28 protein-coding genes are annotated in these 22,719 nt (G+C 68.8%); 17 read left to right on the top strand and 11 right to left on the bottom strand.

The genetic code is table 11. The features are described 5' to 3' along the window. The first annotated feature begins 61 nt into the window (after positions 1 to 61). A complete protein-coding gene (locus tag I0K15_RS01285) occupies positions 62 to 1,102 on the top strand; it encodes a TRAP transporter substrate-binding protein (protein ID WP_196103654.1) in 1,041 nt (346 codons plus the stop codon). Positions 1,103 to 1,234: 132 nt separating this feature from the next. On the opposite strand, the gene I0K15_RS01280 is transcribed toward I0K15_RS01285, so the two are convergent. Then, positions 1,235 to 1,579, bottom strand: a complete 345-nt coding sequence (locus tag I0K15_RS01280; protein WP_230374227.1) for a DUF2000 family protein — start codon at positions 1,577 to 1,579, stop codon at positions 1,235 to 1,237. Between the two features lie 192 nt (positions 1,580 to 1,771). Here I0K15_RS01280 and I0K15_RS01275 point away from each other — a divergent pair, with 192 nt between their 5' ends. After that, on the top strand, positions 1,772 to 2,245 hold the full coding sequence (locus I0K15_RS01275; RefSeq protein WP_230374226.1) for an Lrp/AsnC family transcriptional regulator: 474 nt from the start codon (positions 1,772 to 1,774) through the stop codon (positions 2,243 to 2,245). Between the two features lie 54 nt (positions 2,246 to 2,299). On the opposite strand, the gene ispH is transcribed toward I0K15_RS01275, so the two are convergent. The 7 genes from ispH to I0K15_RS01240 all read right to left on the bottom strand — a co-directional run bounded on the left by ispH (position 2,300) and on the right by I0K15_RS01240 (position 8,477). After that, positions 2,300 to 3,247 carry a 4-hydroxy-3-methylbut-2-enyl diphosphate reductase gene (ispH, locus tag I0K15_RS01270; protein ID WP_196103651.1) on the bottom strand — a complete coding sequence of 316 codons (948 nt, stop codon included), beginning with the start codon at positions 3,245 to 3,247 and terminating at the stop codon, positions 2,300 to 2,302. A gap of 68 nt (positions 3,248 to 3,315) precedes the next feature. Further along, positions 3,316 to 3,969 carry a methyl-accepting chemotaxis protein gene (locus I0K15_RS01265; protein ID WP_196103650.1) on the bottom strand — a complete coding sequence of 218 codons (654 nt, stop codon included), beginning with the start codon at positions 3,967 to 3,969 and terminating at the stop codon, positions 3,316 to 3,318. Between the two features lie 61 nt (positions 3,970 to 4,030). Next, on the bottom strand, positions 4,031 to 4,465 hold the full coding sequence (locus tag I0K15_RS01260; protein ID WP_230374225.1) for a YqaA family protein: 435 nt from the start codon (positions 4,463 to 4,465) through the stop codon (positions 4,031 to 4,033). Between the two features lie 33 nt (positions 4,466 to 4,498). Next, entirely contained in the window at positions 4,499 to 5,815 is a 1,317-nt protein-coding gene (locus I0K15_RS01255; protein WP_196103649.1) for a PepSY-associated TM helix domain-containing protein, read from the bottom strand. Between the two features lie 320 nt (positions 5,816 to 6,135). Further along, positions 6,136 to 7,443, bottom strand: a complete 1,308-nt coding sequence (locus I0K15_RS01250; RefSeq protein WP_230374224.1) for a PepSY-associated TM helix domain-containing protein — start codon at positions 7,441 to 7,443, stop codon at positions 6,136 to 6,138. A gap of 29 nt (positions 7,444 to 7,472) precedes the next feature. Further along, positions 7,473 to 7,823 carry a DUF2946 family protein gene (locus tag I0K15_RS01245; RefSeq protein ID WP_196103647.1) on the bottom strand — a complete coding sequence of 117 codons (351 nt, stop codon included), beginning with the start codon at positions 7,821 to 7,823 and terminating at the stop codon, positions 7,473 to 7,475. A 78-nt stretch (positions 7,824 to 7,901) separates the two neighbouring features. After that, positions 7,902 to 8,477 (bottom strand): LabA-like NYN domain-containing protein, encoded by a 576-nt coding sequence (locus I0K15_RS01240; protein ID WP_196103646.1) that lies wholly within the window; start codon positions 8,475 to 8,477, stop codon positions 7,902 to 7,904. Positions 8,478 to 8,605: 128 nt separating this feature from the next. Between I0K15_RS01240 and folK the strand changes: the two genes are divergently transcribed. Beyond that, the gene (gene folK, locus I0K15_RS01235) at positions 8,606 to 9,160 is read left to right on the top strand and encodes a 2-amino-4-hydroxy-6-hydroxymethyldihydropteridine diphosphokinase (RefSeq protein ID WP_196103645.1); all 555 of its coding nucleotides are present in this window, start codon (positions 8,606 to 8,608) and stop codon (positions 9,158 to 9,160) included. Here the strand turns inward: folK and I0K15_RS01230 are convergent. Continuing rightward, complete coding sequence (locus I0K15_RS01230) at positions 9,157 to 9,594, bottom strand: cupin domain-containing protein (protein ID WP_196103644.1); 438 nt, start codon at positions 9,592 to 9,594, stop codon at positions 9,157 to 9,159. The two genes, folK and I0K15_RS01230, sit on opposite strands and share 4 nt — an antisense overlap. A gap of 79 nt (positions 9,595 to 9,673) precedes the next feature. Here I0K15_RS01230 and I0K15_RS01225 point away from each other — a divergent pair, with 79 nt between their 5' ends. The 13 genes from I0K15_RS01225 to recO all read left to right on the top strand — a co-directional run bounded on the left by I0K15_RS01225 (position 9,674) and on the right by recO (position 19,715). After that, entirely contained in the window at positions 9,674 to 10,285 is a 612-nt protein-coding gene (locus tag I0K15_RS01225; RefSeq protein ID WP_196103643.1) for a TetR/AcrR family transcriptional regulator, read from the top strand. Positions 10,286 to 10,329: 44 nt separating this feature from the next. Next, positions 10,330 to 10,686, top strand: coding sequence for a DNA-directed RNA polymerase subunit omega (gene rpoZ / locus I0K15_RS01220; RefSeq protein WP_196103642.1), 357 nt, complete (start codon positions 10,330 to 10,332; stop codon positions 10,684 to 10,686). Positions 10,687 to 10,702: 16 nt separating this feature from the next. Then, positions 10,703 to 12,889: a RelA/SpoT family protein gene (locus I0K15_RS01215; protein ID WP_196103641.1), complete on the top strand. Its 2,187-nt coding sequence runs from the start codon at positions 10,703 to 10,705 to the stop codon at positions 12,887 to 12,889. A gap of 32 nt (positions 12,890 to 12,921) precedes the next feature. After that, positions 12,922 to 13,590 carry a DUF2062 domain-containing protein gene (locus I0K15_RS01210; protein ID WP_196103640.1) on the top strand — a complete coding sequence of 223 codons (669 nt, stop codon included), beginning with the start codon at positions 12,922 to 12,924 and terminating at the stop codon, positions 13,588 to 13,590. Further along, complete coding sequence (locus I0K15_RS01205; protein WP_196103639.1) at positions 13,590 to 14,339, top strand: pyridoxine 5'-phosphate synthase; 750 nt, start codon at positions 13,590 to 13,592, stop codon at positions 14,337 to 14,339. Before I0K15_RS01210 ends, I0K15_RS01205 begins: the two co-directional genes overlap by 1 nt. Continuing rightward, positions 14,336 to 14,956, top strand: a complete 621-nt coding sequence (locus I0K15_RS01200; RefSeq protein WP_196103638.1) for a LysE family translocator — start codon at positions 14,336 to 14,338, stop codon at positions 14,954 to 14,956. Before I0K15_RS01205 ends, I0K15_RS01200 begins: the two co-directional genes overlap by 4 nt. After that, the gene (locus I0K15_RS01195; RefSeq protein ID WP_196103637.1) at positions 14,953 to 15,387 is read left to right on the top strand and encodes a hypothetical protein; all 435 of its coding nucleotides are present in this window, start codon (positions 14,953 to 14,955) and stop codon (positions 15,385 to 15,387) included. Before I0K15_RS01200 ends, I0K15_RS01195 begins: the two co-directional genes overlap by 4 nt. After that, positions 15,384 to 15,827: a holo-ACP synthase gene (gene acpS, locus I0K15_RS01190; RefSeq protein ID WP_196103636.1), complete on the top strand. Its 444-nt coding sequence runs from the start codon at positions 15,384 to 15,386 to the stop codon at positions 15,825 to 15,827. The genes I0K15_RS01195 and acpS overlap by 4 nt, the downstream gene beginning before the upstream one ends. 17 nt (positions 15,828 to 15,844) lie before the next feature. Continuing rightward, complete coding sequence (lepB, locus tag I0K15_RS01185; RefSeq protein WP_196103635.1) at positions 15,845 to 16,675, top strand: signal peptidase I; 831 nt, start codon at positions 15,845 to 15,847, stop codon at positions 16,673 to 16,675. Next, a complete protein-coding gene (gene rnc / locus I0K15_RS01180; protein ID WP_230374223.1) occupies positions 16,663 to 17,355 on the top strand; it encodes a ribonuclease III in 693 nt (230 codons plus the stop codon). The genes lepB and rnc overlap by 13 nt, the downstream gene beginning before the upstream one ends. Continuing rightward, positions 17,348 to 18,256 carry a GTPase Era gene (era, locus tag I0K15_RS01175; protein ID WP_196103634.1) on the top strand — a complete coding sequence of 303 codons (909 nt, stop codon included), beginning with the start codon at positions 17,348 to 17,350 and terminating at the stop codon, positions 18,254 to 18,256. Before rnc ends, era begins: the two co-directional genes overlap by 8 nt. Before the next feature lie 342 nt (positions 18,257 to 18,598). Next, complete coding sequence (locus I0K15_RS01170; protein ID WP_196103633.1) at positions 18,599 to 18,931, top strand: DUF1491 family protein; 333 nt, start codon at positions 18,599 to 18,601, stop codon at positions 18,929 to 18,931. 55 nt (positions 18,932 to 18,986) lie between these two features. Next, positions 18,987 to 19,715, top strand: a complete 729-nt coding sequence (gene recO / locus I0K15_RS01165; RefSeq protein ID WP_196103632.1) for a DNA repair protein RecO — start codon at positions 18,987 to 18,989, stop codon at positions 19,713 to 19,715. On the opposite strand, the gene I0K15_RS01160 is transcribed toward recO, so the two are convergent. Then, the gene (locus I0K15_RS01160) at positions 19,687 to 20,379 is read right to left on the bottom strand and encodes an META domain-containing protein (protein WP_196103631.1); all 693 of its coding nucleotides are present in this window, start codon (positions 20,377 to 20,379) and stop codon (positions 19,687 to 19,689) included. The genes recO and I0K15_RS01160 overlap by 29 nt on opposite strands. Positions 20,380 to 20,538: 159 nt before the next feature. Between I0K15_RS01160 and I0K15_RS01155 the strand changes: the two genes are divergently transcribed. Beyond that, positions 20,539 to 20,796 (top strand): hypothetical protein, encoded by a 258-nt coding sequence (locus I0K15_RS01155; protein ID WP_196103630.1) that lies wholly within the window; start codon positions 20,539 to 20,541, stop codon positions 20,794 to 20,796. A 188-nt stretch (positions 20,797 to 20,984) separates the two neighbouring features. Here the strand turns inward: I0K15_RS01155 and I0K15_RS01150 are convergent, their stop codons facing one another. Beyond that, positions 20,985 to 22,610, bottom strand: a complete 1,626-nt coding sequence (locus I0K15_RS01150) for an acyl-CoA dehydrogenase family protein (protein WP_196103629.1) — start codon at positions 22,608 to 22,610, stop codon at positions 20,985 to 20,987. Between the last annotated feature and the right edge of the window lie 109 nt (positions 22,611 to 22,719).

The raw sequence follows: 22,719 nt of genomic DNA, 5'->3' as shown, positions 1-22,719 counted from the left end.
GGACGGTTCAGATTTTGCCCGGCGGCGGTTCGACCAGCTGCCCGACAACAGGGAGAAGACAATGAACGCATTGCTCAAAGGCGCGGCCGCGGCCGCGCTGGCGCTGGGGCTCGCCGGGCAAGCGGCGGCACAGGATGTCACGCTGCGCTTTCAGCATTTCATCTCGAATCAGGGGTCGGTGCCCAAGCACTTCATGATCCCCTGGGGTGAAGCGATCGAGGCCGAGAGCGACGGACGTATAAACTTTGAACTATATCCGTCGATGCAGCTCGGCGGTGCGCCGCCCGCGCTCTACCAGCAGATCGCCGACGGCGTGATCGATGGCGGCTGGTTCATCCCCTCCTACACGCCGGGCCGCTTCCCGGGGTCGGAGACGTTCGAGCTGCCCTTCATGACCTCGCTGAGTGCGGAGGAAAGCTCGCGCGCCGCCTGGCGCTTCTACGAGGAGTTCCTGGCCGACGAGCTGTCGGGCGTGAAGGTGCTCGCGGTCCACGTGCACGGGCCGGGCATCATCCACACCGGCAACACCAGCGTGGAGAGCCTGGAGGACATGGCGGGCCTCAAGCTGCGCGGCCCCTCCCGGCAGGCCAATGCGCTGCTCGAATCCATGGGGGCCACCCCGGTCGGCATGCCGGTCCCGGCCTTCCCCGAGGCACTGTCCAAGGGCGTCGTCGATGGCGGCGTCATCCCGTGGGAGATCGTGCCCGCGCTGCGCGTGCAGGAGCTGGCGGAGAGCCACACGGAGCTTGGCGGCGAGCGTTCGATGTACAACACCTTCTTCGTCTGGGCGATGAACCACGACGCGTACAATGCGCTGCCCGACGATCTGAAGGCGGTGATCGACGCCAACTCGGGCCTCGAGACCTCGGCCTTCGCGGGCCGCGCGATGGATACCGGCGATGTGCCGGGCCGCGAAAGCGCTGTGGGCGCCGGCAACACGATCGTGGAGCTCAGCGCCGAGGAGACCGCCCGCTGGGCCGACCTCGCCGACCCGCTGATCGAAGCCTGGATCGCCGAAGCCAACGCCCGCAACCTGCCGGGCCAGGACATGGTCGACCGCGCCCGCGCCCTGATGGCCGAGGAATCCGGCGGCAGCTCCTGAGCTTAACCGTTCCCACAGAAGGCGCCGTCCCCCGGGGCGGCGCCTTTTTTGTTGGGAGATGGCTGGCTTCAGAGGCCCCACTGGCGGCTCCAGCGTCGCGCGGATCCGCTGGCTCGGATCCGAGCGCGGGCGTCACGGATGCATCTTCGCACCCTTGGTGACCTTGTCGACCGCTTTCCTGTCGTCGCGCAGGGCGAGGCCGACGAGGTTCAGCGCCTCGGTTTCACATGCCCTGACCGCCGCGCGGTTGGCGGCATCGTGGCCGGTTGCGAACATCTCTTCGATGTAGATCGCCATATCCATGCCGCGCGTCAGCGCCCGGCTATGGATCCGCTTCAACCCGTCGCGGTCCGTCGTGAGTACGATCATCGGCTGGATGATCAAGGGCCGGTAGCTGCGGCCGCTGGCATCCTCGTAGCGCTCGCCCAGAAGATCGGGATCGGCGCCGAGAACGCCGCTCGTCAGGAAGGCGGTCACGTTCAGCTTTTGCCAGTCCAGCAGATCGTCCCGGACGATCAGAGAGATTTTCGTGTCGAACAAGGTTGTGCCTAACTATCTTTGTCATCCATGCGCGCTCACCAATGATTGTTTGGTGGGAAGTGCTTCAGGCAGGATAGGATGTGCGGACGAACCCAACAAACGAAGCATTTCCGATATGAGGGCGCGACGATGGAGCTTGACCGAACCGATCGCAGGATACTGGCCCTGTTGTCGAAGAATGTCCGGACGACCAACAAAGAGCTCGCCGATGCCGTCGCCCTCTCACCGTCGAGCGTGCATGAGCGCACCAAGCGTCTTCTCAACAGCGACCTCGTCTCCGGTGCGCATCTCGACGTGGATCTGGGGCAGCTCGGTCTGTCGCTGAGGGCACTCCTGTTCGTTCAGATGTCGGAGCACGAGAAATCCAACCTCGATGCCTTTGTCCACGACGTGCTGGAGATCGCCGAGGTGCGCGCGGCGTGGATGATCAGCGGCAGGTTCGATGCGATCGTGGAACTGGTCACGCGAGACACCGCGCACCTGCACCGCGTGGTGGTCGAGCGTTTTTCGTCGCGGGAAGAGGTTCACCGGATCGAGACATCGATCATCTTCGATGGCGCCGAGCAGCGGGACCTGTCGGCCTTGCTTGACATCGACACCTGAGCCCAACCGCCGGTCTCCCTCACGGCGTCTAGGCTGGCTGCCTACATGCGTACCTTACGCTGCCGGTTGGCGCAGGACCCTCGGCACCTTGAACTCGACGTTTTCCTGGGCGGTCTCGACCACCTCGACGGTGACGTCGTAGCGGGTGCGGAAGGCGTCGATGACCTCCTCGATCAGCACTTCCGGCGCGCTCGCCCCTGCCGTGATGCCGAGATGGCGGATGCCATCGAGGGCGCGCCAGTCGATGTCGGCGGCGCGTTGGACGAGCTGGGAATAGGCGCAGCCCGCCTTCGCCCCCACCTCTACTAGCCGCTTGGAGTTGGACGAGTTGGGCGCGCCGATCACCAGCAGCGCATCCACCTTCGGCGCAACTGCCTTCACGGCCTCCTGCCGATTGGTGGTGGCGTAGCAGATGTCCTCCTTGTGCGGACCGACGATGACGGGGAAGCGGGCGGTCAGGGCCGCCACGATCTCCGCCGTGTCGTCCACGCTCAGGGTGGTCTGGGTTATGTAGGCGAGCTTCTCGGGGTCGCGCGGTTCCAGGCCGGCCACGTCTGCGGGCGTCTCGACCAGCAGCACCTCGCCGGGGGGGAGCTGGCCCATGGTGCCGACCGTCTCCGGGTGCCCCTCATGGCCGATCATGACCATCTGCAGGCCGTTGGCGTGGTGGCGCTCGGCCTCGATATGGACCTTGCTCACCAGCGGGCAGGTGGCGTCGACATAGAGCATCTGTCGCCGCTCGGCCTCCGCCGGGACCGCCTTCGGCACGCCGTGGGCGGAGAAGATCACGGGCCGGTCGGGGGGGCAGTCGTCGAGCTCCTCGACGAAGACCGCACCCTTTTCGCGCAGGCCGTCGACGACGTAGCGGTTGTGGACGATTTCGTGCCGAACGTAGACCGGCGCGCCCCATTTCTCGAGCGCCATCTCGACGATCTTGATCGCGCGGTCGACCCCGGCGCAGAAGCCGCGCGGGGCGGCGAGGTGGATGGTCAGCGGCGGCATGGGCTCGGTCTCCGGCTTCTCTGGCCTCATATAGACCGAGGGAGCGGCTCTCCGAAAGGGGCGCGCGGTCAGAGGTCGCGGATCCGGCGGCCCATGTCGTCGAGGAAGCTGCCCATCCCGTGGGAGAGGCGCTGCATCTCGCCCGCGATCACCCGCAGCCCCGCACCCGCGGTGCCGGCGCGCGCGGCCTCGACCCCCGCATTGATGGCGATCAGCTCGATGCTGCGGCCCACATTCTCCAGCTGGCGCAGGGAGCGGGTGAGGTCGGTGCGTTCCTGGCGGAGCAGCTCCCTCTCGATCCGGGCGACGTCGTCCTCGACCTTGGAGAGGTAATCGGTGATCCGCTCTTCCAGCGTGACGAGGCAGAGCTGGGTGAGGTCCGGCGCGCGGCGCAGGCGGCTTGCGAGCGCGTCGGCGTCCCGGCCCGCGTGGCCCTGAAGCTCCTCCAGCGCCTGGCGCGCGGCGGAGCGGGCGGGGGCGACGTCCGCCCCGGGGGTGACGTCGACGGCCCGCTGCTCCGCGGCGAGGCCGCCCTGCAGCAGCCGGACCGCGGCGTCGAGCCGGTCGAGCGCGCGCTGCGCCGCGGCCTGCGGCGGTGTGGCCACGTCGGGATCCATCGCGGCCCGCTGGGCGAGCAGGATCACGCAGGCGGCGATCCGCGCCGGGCCCACGGTGACATAGGTCAGGTGTCCGAGGCGGCGTATGCTCGGAATTTTGCTCAACGCGGCGGCTCCGTTCTGGTCGGCACGGGCACCCTGCACCGGTGGAGCTTAAGAAAGCCTTTCAGACGGAGAGCGTCAGCCAGACGACGACGGCATAGCGTCCAGTCTTCGCGATGGTGACGAGCAGCAGGAACAGCCAGAACGGCGTCCGCATCACGCCCGCCACCACCGTGACCGGATCGCCCAGCGGCGCCCAGCTCAGGAGCAGCGTCCACACGCCGTACTTGCCGTACCAGCGCTGGGCGCGGTCCATCTGCGCCTCGCTCACCGGCCACCAGCGGCGGTGGCGGAAATGCTCGATGCCGCGGCCCATCAGCCAGTTGACGACGGAGCCGAGGATGTTGCCGATGCTCGCCACGATCAGGAGCGGCAGCCAGCCGAGATCACCGGCGATCAGCAGGCCGACGAGCACGATCTCCGACTGGAAGGGGAGCAGCGTCGCCGCCCCGAAGGCCGCGAGGAACAGTCCGCCGAGCTGTGCGATATCCGCCATCATCCCCGCGCTGAGATGGCCCGGCGCGCCCGGCTTTCAAAGGCGGCTCGGGGCCGGTCGTGCGCGCAGCCGGCCGAGCTGGCGGATCAGCAGCCGGTCGAGTGCAAGGGCCAGCGCCAGCGAGGCTCCGACAAGCGGCAGAAGCACCATCAGCCCAATCGCGAGCGCGATCATCCCGGTGCCCACCGGCAGGTCCGGCGCCTGCGGCACGCCCAGCGATCCCGCGGGCCGCCGCATCCACCACACAACGAAGCCGGAGACCGAGAGCAGCATCCCCAGGAAGGCCGCCAGAGCGTTCTGGTAGCGGTTGGGCTTGCCGTAGAGCTCTCCCTGATGGAACGCCACCGCCTGCTCCACGGCGCGGGCGACCGGCGGATCGTCGGCGAAGTCGAGGCGGGAGAGGAGGGCGCCGGTATACTTGTCGAGCGCGATCTCGCCCTGCTGCGTCCGGTCGGTGCTGGCCGAGGCGATGATGTAGGGACCGGCGGCGTCGGGGGAGGGCCGGACCTCCCAGGGCGGCGGGATCTCGGCGTGAATCGCGGTGTGGAGTGCCGCCTCGAGCCCAATGGGCGCCCGCCCCATAGGCAGGGAGGCAGGAATGGGCGTGCCGGCTTCGAGGCTCCGCGGCGCCTGGGCCGTACTCTCCTGCACGCGGGACAGGGCGCCGCCCCAGATCGGCGTCATCGGCAGGCTGGTGAGCAGCAGCGGCACCGTCAGCAGCGTGGCGAGCATGCCGACGAAGAGGTGCCCCTGCCGCCACCACGCCCGGCCCTTGCCGCGGGGCAGGGCGATGGCGTCGCGCAGGCGGCGTGCGCCGCGCGGCCACCACAGGATCACGCCCGTGGCGAAGAGGACCAGCGACCAGTGCGCGGCGAGCTCGATGAGCAGTGCTCCCGTCTCGCCCATCAGGAGCTCCCCGTGGAGCCGCCGCAAAAGCTCCGTCGGCATGGTGTCGCGCGCGCTGACACCCAGCAGGTCGAGCGTGTAGGGATCGATCCAGGCGTAGGAGCGCACGCCGAAGGGATCGTTGAAATCGATGCGCACCGAGCGGTTCGGATCGTCCGAGACCAGCACCCCATGCAGCCGCGAGATCCCCTCCGCCTCGTGCAGCGCCATCACCTGCGCGTCGAGCGGCTGCCACGCGCCCTCGGCCGCGACATGCAGGCGGTCGGCATAGAGAAACCCGTCGATCCGCGGCTTCAGAAGGTAGAGCCCGCCGCTCGCCGACATCACGAAGAGGAACGGCAGCACGTAGAGGGCGGCGAGGAAATGCCACCGCCAGACGATGCGGTAGAGCAGGCCGCCGCGCGCGACCTGACGGGGCGGCCGGATCGCCGCCGTCGCGAATGTCATTGAAACCGTCCCCTCGACCTGTCTGATGCCCCAATCAGAGTTCAGGACGGTGCGGCGGCGGGCGGGCCGGAGGCGCTCCGCTCCACGCTGCCGATTCACGCGCAACAACGCTACCGCTGCGAAGGGCGGCAGGGCGGGCAGGCATGAATTCAGGAACGCTGCGGAAGGCGGCGTAGGGGAGTGCGGCGTGCATGGCGCCAGCGTAACTCAACCCAGAGTTGATGCAATCATGAGTTGCTGGGAGGGCGGATCCGCAGCCTCCCGCCCCGGAGGAACGGGAGCGGACCTGCCCGCTCCCGATCTTAGCGATATCTGCGCCGTCAGGCGGCGCGGAACCAGCCGAGCCTGCGGAAGATCAGCCAGTCGAGCGCCAGCGCCACCAGCAGCGAGGCACCCATCAGCGGGAACAGGATCATCAGGCCGATGGCGAGCACGATCATGCCGGTGCCCAGCCGCCCCTCCGGCGCCTCCGGCACGCCGAGCTTGCCTGCCGGGCGGCGCATCCACCACGCGACGAAGCCGGTGATCGCGAGGGTGGCACCCAGCAGCGCCGCCACCGTGTTCTGCACGATGTTGACCCAGCCGTAGAGCTCGCCCTGGTGGAACGAGATCCCCAGCGAAACCGCCTGCGCCACGCCGGGATTGTCGGTGAAGTCCACGCGGGCGTTGACCGCGCCTGTGTACTGGTCGACGATCAGCTCCGTCTGCTCATAGCGGTCGAGGCTGGCCGAGCGGATCCAGTAAGCCCCTGCGGCGTCACTGGGCGGGCGCATCTCCCACGGGCTGACCAGCCCCTCGGCCTGTGCCACGGCGAGCACCGCCTCGTGGCCGATCGGCGTACCGCTGTCCGCGGTCGAGCCCGGCACGTTGCCGCCGAAGCGCAGGCTCTTCGACGCCTGACCGGTGCGCTCCTGGATCTGGGAGAGCGAGCCGCCCCACACATCAGTCCACGGCAGGCCGGAGATAATGATCGGCACGATCAGCACGGTGGCGAGCATACCGGTGAACAGATGCGTCTCCCGCCACCAGGCGCGGCCGGTGCCCTTGGGCGGGCTGACCGCGTCCTTGAACGTCCGTTGCCCGCGCGGCCACCACAGGATGGCGCCGGTCACGAACATCACGATGGCCCAATGGGCGGCGAGCTCCACGAACTTCGTGCCGAAATCACCCAGCAGGAGCTCGCCATGGAACTTGCGCAGCACCTGCATCGCCATGGCGTCGCGCGGTGCCGTCGCCAGAACCTCGGCCGTGTAGGGGTTCACCCAGGCGTAGGAGCGCACGCCCTCCGCATCGTTGAACTCGATGCGGACCGAGCGGCCCGGGTCGTCCTCGACGAGGATCCCGCGCATGCGGGTGATGCCGGCCTCTGCCTCGACCGCGGCCACCTGCTCCTCGAGGGGCAGGACGGCGCCCGCAGGCGTCACGTTGAGGCGGTCGGCGTAGATCGCCTCCTCGATCTGCGGCTTGTAGAGGTAGATGCCGCCGGTCAGCGAGAGCATCAGCATGAACGGCAGGACATAGAGAGAGGCGAGGAAGTGCCACTTCCAGACCATGCGGTAGAAGGCCCCGCCGCGCGCGGGGGTACGGGCGGTGTCGGCCGCCTCGGTAGCGAGTGTCATGAGTTTCATCCCTTGGAGTGTCTGAATTGCGTGCGGATTCAGACAACAGAAGGGGGTGCGCGGGCCGGTGGCGGCCGGGCGACCGGCGCGCCATGGACGGAAAGCTGGTGGGCGAGCGGCGGACGCGCCGCATCGTCATAGGCAAGGCGCTGCCAGACTGCCTCGGGCGCCGCGTCGAGCGGGGCGCCGTGGCCCAGCAGGCAGTGGGTCTTCCGCTCCTCGCCCTGCTCGGGATCGGGCTCGATGGGCTGGCCGTTGCCATCGATCTGCATCGCGACGAGCTGCCCGCCCGAACAGATGAACACCGTCACGATATCGCCCGCGCGCCAATGCGACACCGCGTTGGCGAGTGCCGGGCCGATGAAACCCAGCAGCGTCACGATCAGCATGAGCCCCCTCATCAGAAGTGACTATACCCGCTCTGGTTGTATCCGGGAAGATGCCTCGCGCGGTGGCGCCAGCGGACCTCAGTCCTCGGCCACCCGCTCGTTGCCGCTGGGGGTGTTTACCCGCTCCCGCGGGGGGCGGCCGATCACGTCCTTCAGCTCCTCGAGCTCGATGAAGTTGTCGGCCTGGCGGCGCAGCTCGTCGGCGATCATCGGCGGCTGGGAGCGGATGGTGGAGACCACGGAGACCCGCACGCCCTGGCGCTGCATGCCCTGGACCAGCGGCTTGAAGTCGCCGTCGCCGGAGAACAACACCATGTGGTCGATATGCGGCGCCATCTCCATCGCGTCGACAGTCAGCTCGATGTCCATGTTGCCCTTGACCTTGCGCCGGCCCATGGAATCCGTGAACTCCTTGGCCGGTTTGGTGACCATCATGAAACCGTTATAGTTGAGCCAGTCGACAAGCGGGCGGATCGGCGAGTATTCCTCGTTCTCGATCAGCGCGGTATAGTAGAAGGCGCGCAGCAGCTTGCCGCGCCGCATGAATTCCGTCCGAAGAAGCTTGTAATCGATGTCGAAGCCGAGGGCCTTCGCCGCCGCATAGAGGTTTGATCCGTCAATGAAGAGGGCAAGCCTCTCGTCCCTGTAGAACACTCTTTTCTCCAATTCTTGGTGCGGTCCGGGCCGCGGTCGGGGGGCAAAACGCGGGCGGACGCTTGTGCAATATGCGCACAGTATGAAAAAGGGGAACGGCTGCAAAGAGGCATTGGAGGGCCCCGATTATGGCAGTTCTTGTCGCTTTGGGCGCAAATCTGCCCGGTCCGGCGGGGTCCGCGCGCGAAACGCTGCTCCGCGCACGCGATCTGATCGGCGAGGCGGGATTGCAGGTGCGCCGCATGAGCCGCCTCTATGCCACACCGGCCTTTCCGGCCGGCAGCGGGCCGGATTACGTGAACGGCGCGCTCTCGCTCGACACCGATCTGCCGCCCGAGCGCATCCTCGCCACGCTGCACCGCATCGAAGGGGCGCTGGGCCGGACCCGCGCCCGGCGGTGGGAGGCGCGGATCTGCGACCTCGATCTGCTGGCGGTCGGGGAGGCCGTGCTGCCCGACGCGGAGACGGTGCGCGGCTGGATGGCAGTGGGGGCGAAGGCGGGCGAGATGCCCGCGCCCGACGAGTTGATCCTGCCGCATCCGCGGCTGCATGAACGGGCCTTCGTCCTCGTCCCGCTCGCCGAGATTGCGGCGGATTGGACACACCCGCTCACCGGGCGGAGCGTGGCGGAGATGACGGCGGCGCTGCCGGAGGCCGACCGCGCCGCGGTGCGTGCGCTCTAGCTGGGATCCTGCGCAAACTCGGTCCCGCTGGGACCGGACCCGATCTCCAAGATCCTCACATCATCCTCAAGGGCGAGCATGTAGTGCATCGTGCCCGGCGGGGTGAGCGCGATGGTGCCCGCGGGGTAGGGCCGCGCCTCCTCCGGCCGGATCTCCGCCCCCTCGCCGAGATACATGGTGCCCGAGATCACGACCGTCAGCCGCAGGTCCGGGTGCGCGTGCGGCGGAAAGGTGCTGCCGCGCCGCATGACAGAGTTGGCGGCATAGAGCCCCTCCGCATCGAAGGCGCCGGTCAGGAACGCCGCCTCCACCCCGGTGAAGAGCGGATGGGACGCAAGCTCCATGGCGGAGAGGTCGAGCTGGCGGATCGCCCCCTCCTGCGCCGCGGCGGGCGGGGCGAGGAGGGCGAGGGTCAAAAGGAGCGGTCGGATCATTGGGAGGTCTCCGGTCTGGACGGTGCGTATCTGTTTTCGTATTGGTCAGTCTGTAAATCATGCCGGGATTTTCAGACCGATGAGTTCACAAATCGGCGAGCCGGAACGGCCGAAGCGCGGCCGCCCGCGCCGCTTCGACGTGGAAAGTGCGCTCGACGCCATGACGGACCTGTTCTGGCGTCAGGGTTACGGCGCGACCTCGCTCGACGATCTGGTGGCGGCGAGCGGGGCGTCGCGGGCCAGCCTCTACGGTGTCTGGGGCGACAAGGACGCGCTCTTCGCCGCCGCGCTCGGCCGCTATGCCGAGCGGTTCACCCGGCGGGTGGACGCGGCCCTTGCCGAGACGCCCGACCGGCGCGCAGCACTGGCCCGGATCCTGAACGAGAGCGCCGACCGGCTGGCCGATGGCGACCGCCCACCGGGCTGCCTGCGCTGCCGGGCGATGCTGGAGCTGCGCGGCCGCCCGACGCTCGACGCTGCATTAGACGCCGCCGAAGCCGCCTTTCGCACCGACGCCGCCCGGCTGCTCGGCACCGCGCCCGAGGACGGCGCCGTCGCCTTCTTCACCGCGATCGTGGACGGCATGGTCGTCCTCGCCGAAGCCGGCGCCGACCGCGCCACACTCGACGCCGTGCTGACCCGCGCGCTCGACCAGTTGGCCCCGCTTGCATCTCCCGCGCCTGCGCGCTAGGTAAAGGTCTTCTCTTCAAGCCACGAAAGAGCGGAGGCCGCTACATGGCACGCGTGACCGTAGAGGATTGCGTCGACAAGGTACCCAACCGGTTCGAGCTGGTGATGCTCGCAGCTCACCGCGCGCGGGAACTGTCCACCGGCGCGCCGCTCACCATCGACCGCGACAACGACAAGAACCCGGTCGTCGCCCTGCGCGAGATCGCAGACGAGACGCTGACCGCCGACCAACTGCGCGAAGCGGCCATCGAGTCGAACCAGCGCCAGATCGAGGTCGACGAGCCGGAGGAGGACCAGATGGCGCTCCTCATGGGCGACGGCGGCGGTGACAAGCCCTCCGACGACGACATGTCCGAAGAATCTCTCCTGCGCGCCCTGATGGACGCCCAGGGCGAGAAGTGATCGACGGGGTGCGGTCATGCCCGACGGGGCCCGTGAGCCGCATCCCCTCTTCCGACCCGGCGCGGCCGAGCTCGCCGCGCGGGTCCGCGACTACAACCCCCACTCCAACTCCGCGCTGATCGAGGCGGCCTACGCCTATGCGCTGAAGGCCCATGACGGGCAGACGCGGCGATCGGGCGAGCCCTATTTCACGCACCCGCTCGCCGTGGCCGAGATGCTCGCCGAACAGCAACTCGACGACGCCACCATCGCGACAGCACTCCTGCACGACACGGTCGAGGATACCGGCTCCACCCACAAGGAGGTGAGCCGCCTCTTCGGGCAGGAGATCGCGGAGCTGGTGAACGGGGTGACGAAGCTCACCAACCTGGAGCTCAACTCCAAGGAAACCAAGCAGGCCGAGAACTTCCACAAGCTCCTGATGGCGGTGGCCAAGGACCTGCGCGTGCTGCTCGTCAAGCTCAACGACCGCCTGCACAACATGCGCACGATCCGCCACATGCGGCCCGAGAAGCAGGTGCAGAAGGCCGAGGAGACGATGGACATCTATGCGCCGCTCGCCGGGCGCATGGGGATGCAATGGATGCGCGAGGAGCTGGAGGATCTGTCCTTCAAGGTGCTCCAGCCCGAGGGGCGCTCCTCCATCATGCGCCGCTTCATCACACTGAAGCACGAGACCGGCGACGTAATCCCCAAGATCGTGGAGGACATGCGGCTGGTCCTTTCGGCCGCCGGCATCCCGGCGGAGGTCACGGGCCGCGAGAAGAAGCCCTATTCGATCTGGCGCAAGCTGCAGGAGAAGGACGAGGAGTTTCACCGCCTCTCCGACATCTTCGGCTTCCGCATCATCACCCGGTCGGAGGAGGACTGCTACCGCGCGCTTGGCGTGATCCACCGCCGCTGGACCGCGGTGCCCGGCCGGTTCAAGGACTATATCAGCCAGCCGAAATCCAACGGCTACCGCTCGATCCACACCACGGTGTCGGGCCGGTCAGCCCGGCGGGTGGAGATCCAGATCCGCACGCGCGAGATGCACGAGGTGAACGAGACCGGCGTCGCCGCGCACTGGTCCTATCGCGACGGCATCCGGTTCGAGAACCCGTTCGCCGCCGACCCCGTCGCCTGGCTCAAGGACCTGAACGAGGGGCTCGCGGGCTCCGCCGATCCGTCGGAGTTCCTGGAGCATGTGAAGCTGGAGATGTTCCAGGATCAGGTCTTCTGCTTCACGCCGAAGGGCAAGGTCGTGAAGCTGCCGCGCGGGGCGACGCCGCTCGACTTCGCCTACGCCATCCACACGAATCTCGGCAATTCCTGCGTGGGGGCGAAGGTCGACAACCGCCGCGTGCCGCTCTTTACCCGGCTGCGCAATGGCCAGTCGGTCACCATCATCTCCGCCCCGGGGCAGAAGCCGCAGGCGAGCTGGGCCGATCTGGTCGTCACCGGCCGGGCGAAGACCGCCATCCGCCGTTTCGCGCGGGAGGAGGAGCGGGAGGCGCTGGTGCGTCTGGGCCGCGAATTCGCCCGCGTGGCGTTCGAGAAGATCGGCAAGAAGGCGACCGACAAGGCGCTGGCCACCGCCGCCGAACGCCTCGGCCTCGGCGAGGGGGCGGAGGACGTGCTGCGCGCGCTTGGCGCGACCGAGATCTCGGGCGAGGAGGTCGTCTCCACCCTCTATCCCGAGCTTACCGACAGCGCCCAGCCCGCGCCGCCGCGGCGGCAGGCGGACGGGGTGATCGGCCTCGACCCCGGGCAGGCGGCGCGTGCGGCAAATTGCTGCGAGCCGCTGCCGGGCGAGCGCATCGTCGGCATCACCTGGCGCGGCCGCGGGGTGGAGGTCCACTCCATCGACTGCCCGACGCTCGTCGATTTCGAGGACCAGCCCGAGCGCTGGGTCGACCTGCGCTGGGGCGTGGGCGAGAGCCTCGGCACCCACGCTGCAAGGCTTTGCGTGACAATGGCAAATGATGCCGGCGTGCTGGGCCGGCTCTGTTCGCTGATCGGGGAGCACAACGCCAACATCTCCGACATCCGCATCCTCGACCCCAAGCCGGACTTCTATGTGGTGGCCCTGCGGGTCGAAGTGCGCGATCTGCAACACCTGCTGCGCATAGAGACCGCCATCGAGGCGGATTCAGCCGTGACAGATGTGGTGCGGCAGCGTAATTCGGACGCGGTACGTACCCCGGCTTCGGCGGGGATCTGACGAAGCCGCAAAACGGATCGCGCCCGAACGATATGGTTTTCAAGCGACGCAAGCCGCTCAGCACGCTCGAACGCGTGCGCCAGGGGATTTACCCCAAATCGGGCTGGCGTCGTGCGGTCGAATACCTCGCGCACAGGTTGCGCCGCCTGCCCGACAGCCCGCACAAGGTGAGCCTCGGCCTCGCCTGCGGGGTCTTCGCCTCGTTCTCCCCGCTCTTCGGCCTGCACTTCATGGCGGCGATGCTGTGCGCGTGGGTGGTGCGGGGCAACCTGATCGCCTCGGCCATCGGCACGCTCTTCGGCAACCCGATCACGTTCCCGGCCATCGCCTATGTCTCGCTGGGCTTCGGGCGCTGGATCATGGGGGATCGCGGGACCACGGATTTCGACATCGTGGTCAAGGCCTTCGCCAATGCCTTCGCCGGCATGTGGCAGACGACCAAGAGCTTCTTCGGCTACGGCCCGTCGGCCTGGGATCGGCTCGCGCTGTTTTTCCAGGACCTGTTCCTGCCCTATCTGGTGGGGGGGATCATCCCCGGCCTGATCGCCGGGACGATCACCTACTATGTCAGCCGCCCGGTGGTCCGCGCCTACCAGGCCCGCCGGCGGGAGAAGCTGTTGAAGCGCATCGCGAAGGCGGCGCGGCAGGGCCATGCGACGACCGCGGCGGCGGAACGGCTGCACGAGGCAGGAGGCGGATGATGAGCGAGGACGAGAACCGGCTGCGGCTGGGGGTGAACATCGACCACGTAGCGACCGTGCGCAATGCGCGCGGCGGTTCGTGGCCCGATCCGGTGCGCGCGGCGAAGCTGGCCGAGCGGGCAGGGGCCGACGGCATCACCGCTCACCTGCGCGAGGATCGCCGCCACATCACCGACCCGGATATCGAGGCGCTGGCCGAAACGCTCACCGTGCCGCTCAACTTCGAGATGGCCGCCACCGACGAGATGCAGGCCATCGCCCTGCGCCACGTCCCCCACGCCGTCTGCATCGTGCCCGAGAAGCGGGAGGAGCGGACGACCGAGGGCGGGCTCGAAGTGGCGAAGGACGAGAACCGGCTCGCCCATTTCATCGCTCCGCTGCGCGATGCCGGGTGCCGCGTCTCCATCTTCATCGCCGCGGACCGCAAGCAGATCGAGGCGGCGCACCGCATCGGCGCACCCGTCATCGAGATCCACACCGGCGCCTATTGCGACGCCCATGCCGAAGGGCGCTTCGCCGACCGCGACGCGGAGCTGGAGCGCATCCGCGACATGGCCGCCTTCGCCGACAGCCTGGGGCTGGAGGTCCATGCGGGCCACGGCCTGGGCTTCGAGACGGTGGGCCCGATCGCGGCCATCCCGCAGGTCAAGGAGCTCAATATCGGGCACTTCCTGATCGGCGAGGCGATCTTCTCCGGCCTCGACAACGCCATCGCGCATATGCGCCGCCTGATGGACGCCGCCCGGTGAGCGGGGCGGAGCTCGCCGCGATCCTCGTCATCGCGCTGGTCGCGGCGGCGAGCCCCGGCCCCGCGACGCTCGCCATCTCGGCGACCTCGATGGCTCAGGGCCGGCGCGTGGGCCTCGCACTCGCGTCGGGCGTGCTGACCGGCTCGCTGATGTGGTCGAGCTCCGCCGCGCTGGGCCTCGCAGCGCTCATGGCCGCACATGGCTGGCTGATCGAGGCGTTCCGTTACGTGGCCGGCGCGTACCTGCTGTGGCTCGCCTGGCGCTCGGCCCGGTCGGCCATGCAGTCCCGCGCACCGCTGGCGGTCGAGACCCCGGCGGCGGTCAGGGCGGCCTATCTGCGCGGCCTCGGCCTGCACCTGACCAACCCGAAGGCGATCTTCTTCTTCGGAGCGCTCTACACGGTCGGCCTGCCGGTGGGTGCGACGGCGGCGGATGTGCTGACCATCTTCCTGTCCATCGCGTGCCTCAGCGCGACGGTCTTCCTCGGTTACGCCGTCCTCTTCTCCCTCGCGCCCGCCCGCCGGGTCTATGCCCGTGCGCGCCGCCTGTTCGAGGCGGTGGCCGCGACTCTCTTCGGCGTGGCGGGCCTCTCCCTCCTGCTGCGGAGAACGGCATGATCCGGGCCCTGGCGCTCGCCGCCCTGCTGCCTGCCACGGCGCAGGCGCAGGCGGTCGTGACGGCCTGCGATGTGGAGTGGGCCTCCGCCGCCAATGTCGCCGATCCGGTGGAATCGAGCTTTGCCTACTTCGCCAATGGCGAGGTGCGGCTGCTGCTCCTCGACACCATCGAGCCGGCGCTGGGCTACAACCACATCCTCTTGCAATGGCCCGACGACACGCTGCCGGGCGGGCGGTGCCGCGTGATCTCGGCCGTGGAGGGCGGCGGCGGTTTTGCCGGGGTCGATTTCGCGGCGCTCAGCGCACGCTACGACCCGCTGGTCGGCCTCGTCATTGAAGTGCCGGTGAACACCGCCGACGCGCCGGAGGTGACGCCGCGGATCCTCACCATCTCCCTCGACCGTCTCACCGACCGGGTGAGCGCGGAATGATCGTCGGGATCGGCACGGACCTCGCCAATATCGAGCGCATCGGACGGACCATCGAGCGCTTCGGCGACCGCTTCCTTGACCGCTGCTATACGGAGACCGAGCGCGCCCGCTCCGAGCGCATCGCCAACCGGGTGGAAAGCTACGCGAAACGCTGGGCGGCGAAGGAAGCCTGCTCCAAGGCGCTCGGCACCGGCCTGCGCATGGGCATCGCGTGGAAGGACATGGCGGTGCGCAACCTGCGTACGGGCCAGCCGGTGATGGAGGTGACGGGCTGGGCCGCGGACCGCCTCGCCAGCCTCACCCCGCCGGGGCACGAGGCCCTCATCCACGTCACACTGACGGACGACCATCCCTGGGCCAGTGCCTTCGTCGTGATCGAAGCCCGGCCCATCGCCATTGACAACGCCCCGCCCGCCGGGGAGAAGCGCGCGGGCACGTGATGAAGGGGCAGCAGGATATGGCCGATAACAAAGCGGACGGCGGTTTTTTCGAGACGATCAAGACGATCGTCTACGCATTGCTGCTCGCGGGGCTGATCCGGACGCTGCTCTTCCAGCCGTTCTACATTCCCTCGGGCTCGATGAAGCCGACGCTTCTGGTCGGCGACTTCCTCTTCGTGAACAAGTTCGCCTATGGCTACGCCGCCGTGTCCTGCCCCACGGCCGCCATGTGCCCGTTCGAGGGACGCCTCTTCGCCTCCGATCCGGACCGCGGCGACATCGTCGTCTTCCGCCACCCGGTGAACGGCACCGACTACATCAAGCGGCTCGTCGGCCTGCCGGGTGACAGCCTCCAGATGGTCGACGGGCGCCTCGTGGTGAACGGCGAGATGCTGCCGCTGGCCCCCGCCGGCCAGTTCGAGGAGATCTTCGAGCGGCAGCAGAACACCCGCCCGCGCTGCTCCAACGGCGCCGTGGCGCTGGGGGCCACCTGCCTCAAGGAGCAGTTCATCGAGACGCTGCCGGGCGGGCAGGATCACTTCGTGCTCAACATCGCCGATACGGCGGCCGATGATGCGGGTGTCTACCGCGTGCCGGACGACCATTTCTTCTTCATGGGCGACAACCGCGACAACTCCATCGACAGCCGCTACTTCACGACGCAGCAGTTCGAGCGCTTCCGCCCGCAGATCAGCGGCACGGCGCTGCGCGACCCGTCGGGCGTTGCTTTCGTCCACCGTGACCTCCTGATCGGCAAGGCGAATCTCGTGGTGCTGTCCGCGGCCGGTCCGTCGCTCTTCCTGCCGTGGAACTGGCGGGCCGACAGGTTCTTCGAATGGGTCGAGTGAGCGGGGAGGGGCCGCGCCGGGCGCTGATGGACGCGCTCGGCCACGACTTCGCCGACCCGAGCCTTCTGGAACGCGCGCTCACCCACTCCTCCATCGCCAACCGCGCCCGGCCCGACAACCAGCGGCTGGAATTCCTGGGCGACCGGGTGCTCGCCCTCGTGGTCGCCGAGGCGCTGCTCGCCGAGGACGCGAAGGCCAACGAGGGCCAGATCGCGCCGCGCTTCAACGCCCTCGTGCGCAAGGAGACCTGCGCCGAGATCGCGGCGGAGGTCGGCGTGGGCGAGGCGCTGATCCTCGGCCGGTCCGAGGCGATGACCGGCGGGCGGCGCAAGACCGCACTTCTCGGCGACGCCATGGAAGCGGTGATCGCCGCGATCTATCTGGATGCAGGGATGGAAGCTGCGCGCGGCGTGATCCTGCGGCTCTGGGGCCCGCGGGTGGCGGGTGCGGCGAAGGATGCGCGGGACGCGAAGACCCGGCTGCAGGAATGGGCGCAGGCCGAGGGGCTCGACCTGCCGCGCTACGCGGTGATCGACCGCCGCGGGCCGGACCACAAGCCGGTCTTCACCGTCGAGGTCCGGGTCGAGGGGCACGGGGCGGCCTCCGCCGAGGCCCGCTCCAAGCGCGATGCGGAGCAGGCGGCCGCGGCCGACCTGCTGGGAAAGGTGAGCGATGAGTGAGACGCGCGCGGGCTTCGTCGCCCTGATCGGAGAGCCCAATGCGGGCAAGTCGACCCTGACCAACGCGATGGTCGGGGCCAAGGTCTCCATCGTCACGCACAAGGTGCAGACGACGCGCGCCCGCATCCGCGGCGTCGCGATCGAGGGCGAGAGCCAGCTTGTGCTGGTGGACACGCCCGGCCTCTTCCGGCCCCGCCGGCATCTCGACCGCGCGATGGTCGCCGCGGCTTGGTCCGGTGCTGCGGATGCCGACGTCGTGGTGCTGCTGATCGAGGCGCATCGCGGGCTGACGGACGGCGTGCGCGCCATTCTCGGCGCGCTGAAGGAGCGCGCGGTGCCGGGCGAGAAGGTGGCCCTCGCCATCAACAAGATCGACCGGGTGCCGCGCGATCAGCTCCTCGCCCTGACGGCGGAGATGACGGCGGCCTTCGAGTTCGTCCAGGTCTTCATGATCTCCGCCGAGAAGGGCTACGGCGTGGACGACCTGCGCGCCTGGCTGGCCGCGAAGGTGCCCGTAGGCCCGTGGCTCTACCCCGAGGACCAGATCGCCGACCTGCCCATGCGCATGATCGCCGCCGAGATCACGCGGGAGAAGCTGACCCTCCGCCTGCATCAGGAGCTGCCTTACCAGCTCACGGTCGAGACCGAGAACTGGGAGGAGCGCAAGGACGGCTCGGTCCGCATCGACCAGGTGATCTACGTCGCCCGCGACGGCCACAAGGGCATCGCGCTGGGCCCGAAGGGCGAGACGATCAAGGCGATCTCCATGGCCGCGCGCGAGGAGCTGACGGAGTTCCTGGACCGCAAGGTCCACCTCTTCCTGCAGGTAAAGGTCCGCCCGAACTGGCTGGAGGAACCGGAGCGCTACTCCGAAATGGGCCTCGATTACTCTGATGGGTGAGCGGCGTCTGGGAAACGCTCCAGTGGAGCGTTTCAGCCGCGAACGGGCGGAGCCCCGGGGGAGAAAGGCTTCCCGGAAATCGTCCAGTGGACGATTTCGCCTGATCACGGGCGGAGCCCTGGGAGAGCGGGAATGCCCGGAAATCATTCAACCCGGCGCTACCACGACACTTGCACAGAGAAACGAGGGCCGCGCCCGACCTGGAGGGCGCTTGTGCGACCGTATTGATGGGTCTGCGCCCTCAAGCATCCATGTCGCTCGTTCGACGGATAACATCGCCATCGCGCCCTCCGGGTCGGGCGCGGCCGCGGCCCCCCCCCCCCCCCCCCCCCAGCCCACGCCATGACCGAACCACGCCTCGCCACCGAATTCTGGGTCCGCGCCTATCTCGCGCGCCTGCGCCTTTCCGACATCCCGGCCTTCCTGACCGCAAAAGGCGACGTCACGGCAGGAGCCGTCATCGTCAAGCTCTCCACCCTCGACGGCCAGGCCCGTGCCTTTCACCGCACCTATGACCGCGACTTCAACCGCGTCTGGGCCGAGCTCGCCGCTGGCCCCGATGCGGAGGTGGAGCAGGAGCTGACCCGCCAGCGCGCCTCCGACCCCGACCTCTGGATCATCGAAGTGGAGGACCGCGCCGGGCGGCATCTGCTGGACGAGGAGGGCTTGCGCTGAGCCCGCGGCCGGTGTCGGCTGCCTCCGGCGGGGATATTGGAAGAAGAGAGAGCCGATGATCGAATGGCGGGAGGAGGGTCTGCTGCTCGCCGTGCGGCCCCATGGCGAGGCCAACGCGATCCTCGAGGTGCTCACCCGCGGTCACGGCCGCCATGCCGGGGTGGTCCGTGGCGGGCAGTCGCGCAAGAAGGCGCCGGTGCTGCAACCGGGCGCCCAGCTCGACCTCACCTGGAAGGCCCGGCTAGACGATCATATCGGGGCGTTCACCGTGGAGCCCGTGCGCTCCCGCGCGGCCCAAGTGCTCGGCGACCGGGCGGCGCTCGCGGCCCTCGGCTCGGTCTGCGCGCTGGTCACCGCGGCCCTGCCGGAGCGGGAGCCGGTGCCCGCGCTTTACGATCACACGGTGGAGCTTGCCGACGCGCTCGGAACCGCGCCAAGCTGGGCGGAGCGCTATGCGGCGTGGGAGCTCTTCCTGCTCACCGATCTGGGCTTTGGGCTCGACCTCGGTTCCTGTGCCGCAACAGGCGCCACCGAGGATCTCTGCTTCGTCTCGCCGCGCACGGGCCGGGCGGTGAGCCGGGCGGGGGCGGGGGAATGGGCCGACCGGCTGCTGCCGCTGCCCGCCTTCCTGACCGGCGGCACGGGCGGCTCGGTCGAGGACGCCCTGCGCCTCACGGGCCATTTCCTGCACCAGTGGCTGGGACCCGAGCTCAGCCGCCCCCAAGCGCTGGAGGCGCGGGACAGGGCCGCGCGCGCTATACGGGGACGGGCAGGAACTCCATGAGCACGCGGCCGCGCTCGTCACGCATCACCAGCACTCCGTCCTCGATGAGGGCGGAGCGAGCGCTGAGCATCGCCGTCGCGATCTCCTCCTGGATCGTCGCGCGCTCGCAGCCCGGCAGGCGCGGCACGATGAAGGTCTCCACCACGAAAATATCGCCGGTGCCGAGGTAATTCCCGTCAATCCCCTGGCACGGCCCGTCGCCGGAGATGCGGCCGCCGCCCAGATTGACCTCCATCACGCGGCCGACGAGGCGGCCGTTGAGCACGGCGAGGGACCAGTCGACCTCGCCGATGGCCAGCGGCCGCGCGGCGGGGGGCGTGGCCTGCGGTTCGCTGGGGAGGGCGACAGGCGCGTCGGCGACGGTGGCCTCCGTGCTCTCTGCCTGCGCCGGAAAAGGCGTGGGCGGCGCGTTCACCGCCTCTGCGGTTGCCGCAGGCGCCGGGGCCTCTGCAACGGCAGGCTCCACCACCGGCTGCTCCGGATCGGTTTCGGCAACGACAGGCTCCGCTTCGACCGGCGCGTCCTCCGGCGATGCCTCGGGTGCTGCAACCTCCACCACCTCCGGCGCAGGACCGGCGCGGTTGAGGAAATCGGGCACCACCACCTCCTCCGTCACGCAGGCGGTGAGCAGAACGGGCAGGGCGAGCGGCAGGATGCGGATCATGGAGCACCACGTCAGGAGCCGGGAGCGGCGGAACAGCCGCAGAGCTAGCGCGCCGCGCCCCCCGCGGCAAGCGCGCAGCCCGCCAACGCTCCTGACAGAACCCTGTCAGCAGGGCTGTGCGACAACGGTTCTGCCGACATTCGTTTGAGGGATTGGACCATGCCACGCACCGAACTGACCCTGCACCTCGTCTCCCGCCAGGAGCCGGGCGACCCGCGCCCCGAGGTGGCCGTCGAAGTCGCGCGCCTGCGCCTCAATCCGGAGGAAGCGGCCCGGATGGCCTCGGCGATGCGCGCGGCCGCGAGCCTCTTCGGCGAGGAGGAGGCGGTGGGCCTCACGCTCTCCTTCACGCCGCGAGAGGAGGAAGGCTGGCGCCCGAGCGTCAGCGCCGATGTGGAGCACGTCCCGGCCGCGTGAGACCGTGCACCACCGTCCCGGCCGAAGCGCCGGGACCGCGTGTTCCAAGGTGGTATCGGGGTGCAAAAAGGTCCCGGCGCTTCGGCCGGGACGGTTTTAATCAAATAGAAACCGCTCCCCCATCACTCTCGTCAAATACGCCCTTGCCGGAGGCACCGCCGCACCCGCGGCGGTCCCCGGAGCGTGCCTCAGCCCTGCCGGGTGTCCAGCAGGCGGCGGGCGATCACATGGGCCTGGATCTCCGCCGCACCCTCGAAGATGCTGAGGATCCGTGCGTCGCAGAGCACGCGGGAGATCGGATACTCCATTGCGAAACCGTTGCCGCCGTGGATCTGTACGCCGTTATCGGCCGCGGCCCAGGCCACGCGAGCGCCCAGCAGCTTCGCCATCCCGGCCTCCAGGTCGCAGCGCCGCTCCGCGTCCTTCTCCCGCGCGGAGAAATAGGTGAGCTGGCGCGCCACCATGATCTCGACCGCCATCATGGCGAGCTTTGAATAGACCCGCGGTTTCTCGATCAGCGGTGCGCCGAAGGCGGTGCGGTCGAGCGCGTAGTCCATCGAGATCTCCAGCGCGTTCTGCGCCACCCCGATGGCGCGGGCCGCGGTCTGGATCCGCGCGCTCTCGAAGGTGCGCATAAGCTGGCGGAAGCCTTGACCTTCCTTGCCGCCGAGCAGCGCCTCGCCGCCCACCCGGTGATCGTCGAGGGCGAGCGTGTACTCCTTCATGCCGCGATAGCCCAGCACCTCGATCTCCCCGCCGGAGATGGTGGCATCGGGGAAGGGCTCGGCATCGGTCCCGCGCGTCTTGGGGGCGAGGAACATCGAAAGCCCCGCATAGTTGTCGGTGTCAGGCACCGTGCGCGCCAGCACCGTCATCAGATCCGTGCGCCCGCCATGCGTGATCCAGGTCTTGTTGCCGCGGATCACCCAGTCGTCGCCGTCCTGGAAGGCGCGGGTCTTGAGCGCACCGAGGTCGGAGCCGGTATTGGGCTCGGTGAAGACCGCCGTGGGCAGCGTCTCGCCGCTCGCGAGCTTCGGCAGCCATTCCGCCTTCTGCGCGTCGGTGCCGCCGCAGATGATGAGCTCCGCCGCGATCTCGGAACGCGTGCCCAGCGACCCCACGCCGATGTAGCCGCGGCTGAGCTCCTCGGAGACGACGCACATCGCCGTCTTGCTCATGCCGAAGCCGCCATGCTCCTCGGGGATCGTGAGGCCGAAGACGCCGAGTTCAGACATCTCCTCGATGATCTCCATCGGGATCAGCTCGTCCTTCAGGTGCCATTCGTGCGCGTAGGGCACGACCTTGTCGTCGGCGAAGCGACGGAACTGCTCGCGGATCATCTCGTATTCGTCGTCGAGGCCGGTGGCACCGAAGCTCGCGATGCCCTTCCGCTCGACCATCAGCTCGACGAGGCGCTTGCGCGCGGCATCGGTGTTGAGCCCGGTCAGCGCCGCGACCTCGCCGGGCAGCGTCAGCCCGAGATCGGAGAGCCGCGCCATCTCGCCCTGGCTCATCGGCAGGCCACCTGCGAGTTGTGCCGCGTATTCGCCCAGCGCGATGGCGAGGATCAGCTCCTCCATCTCGCCCATCATCCCGTCGCTGTCGAGCTTCGCGGCCCAGTCGGCCATCTGCACCAGCGCCTCGGTATAGGTGGCGATCCACGCGACGGAGTGGGCGGCGTACTGCTCCGCATCCACGTCGCTTTCCGCCACGCGACCGGCAAGAGCGGTCACGGCGTCAGCGCGCAGGGCGTTGAGCGCGGGCACCGCCGCGCGGGCGAGGGTCAGGGGGCTTTGGCTGGCCAGGTCTTTCATCGTCGTCCTCGCATCTTGTGGCGGTGCGGAATCTCCGCTGCATCTGCGAGCAGACACTAGGCTGCACGCGCGCGAGGGTCAAGTTTGCCTCGTAATTATCGTGCGTCTA

This window comes from Pontivivens ytuae (assembly GCF_015679265.1).
Lineage (GTDB): Bacteria > Pseudomonadota > Alphaproteobacteria > Rhodobacterales > Rhodobacteraceae > Pontivivens > Pontivivens ytuae.
The sequence above is the reverse complement of the archived record's forward strand: the minus strand, read 5'-3'. Positions and strand labels throughout refer to the sequence as shown.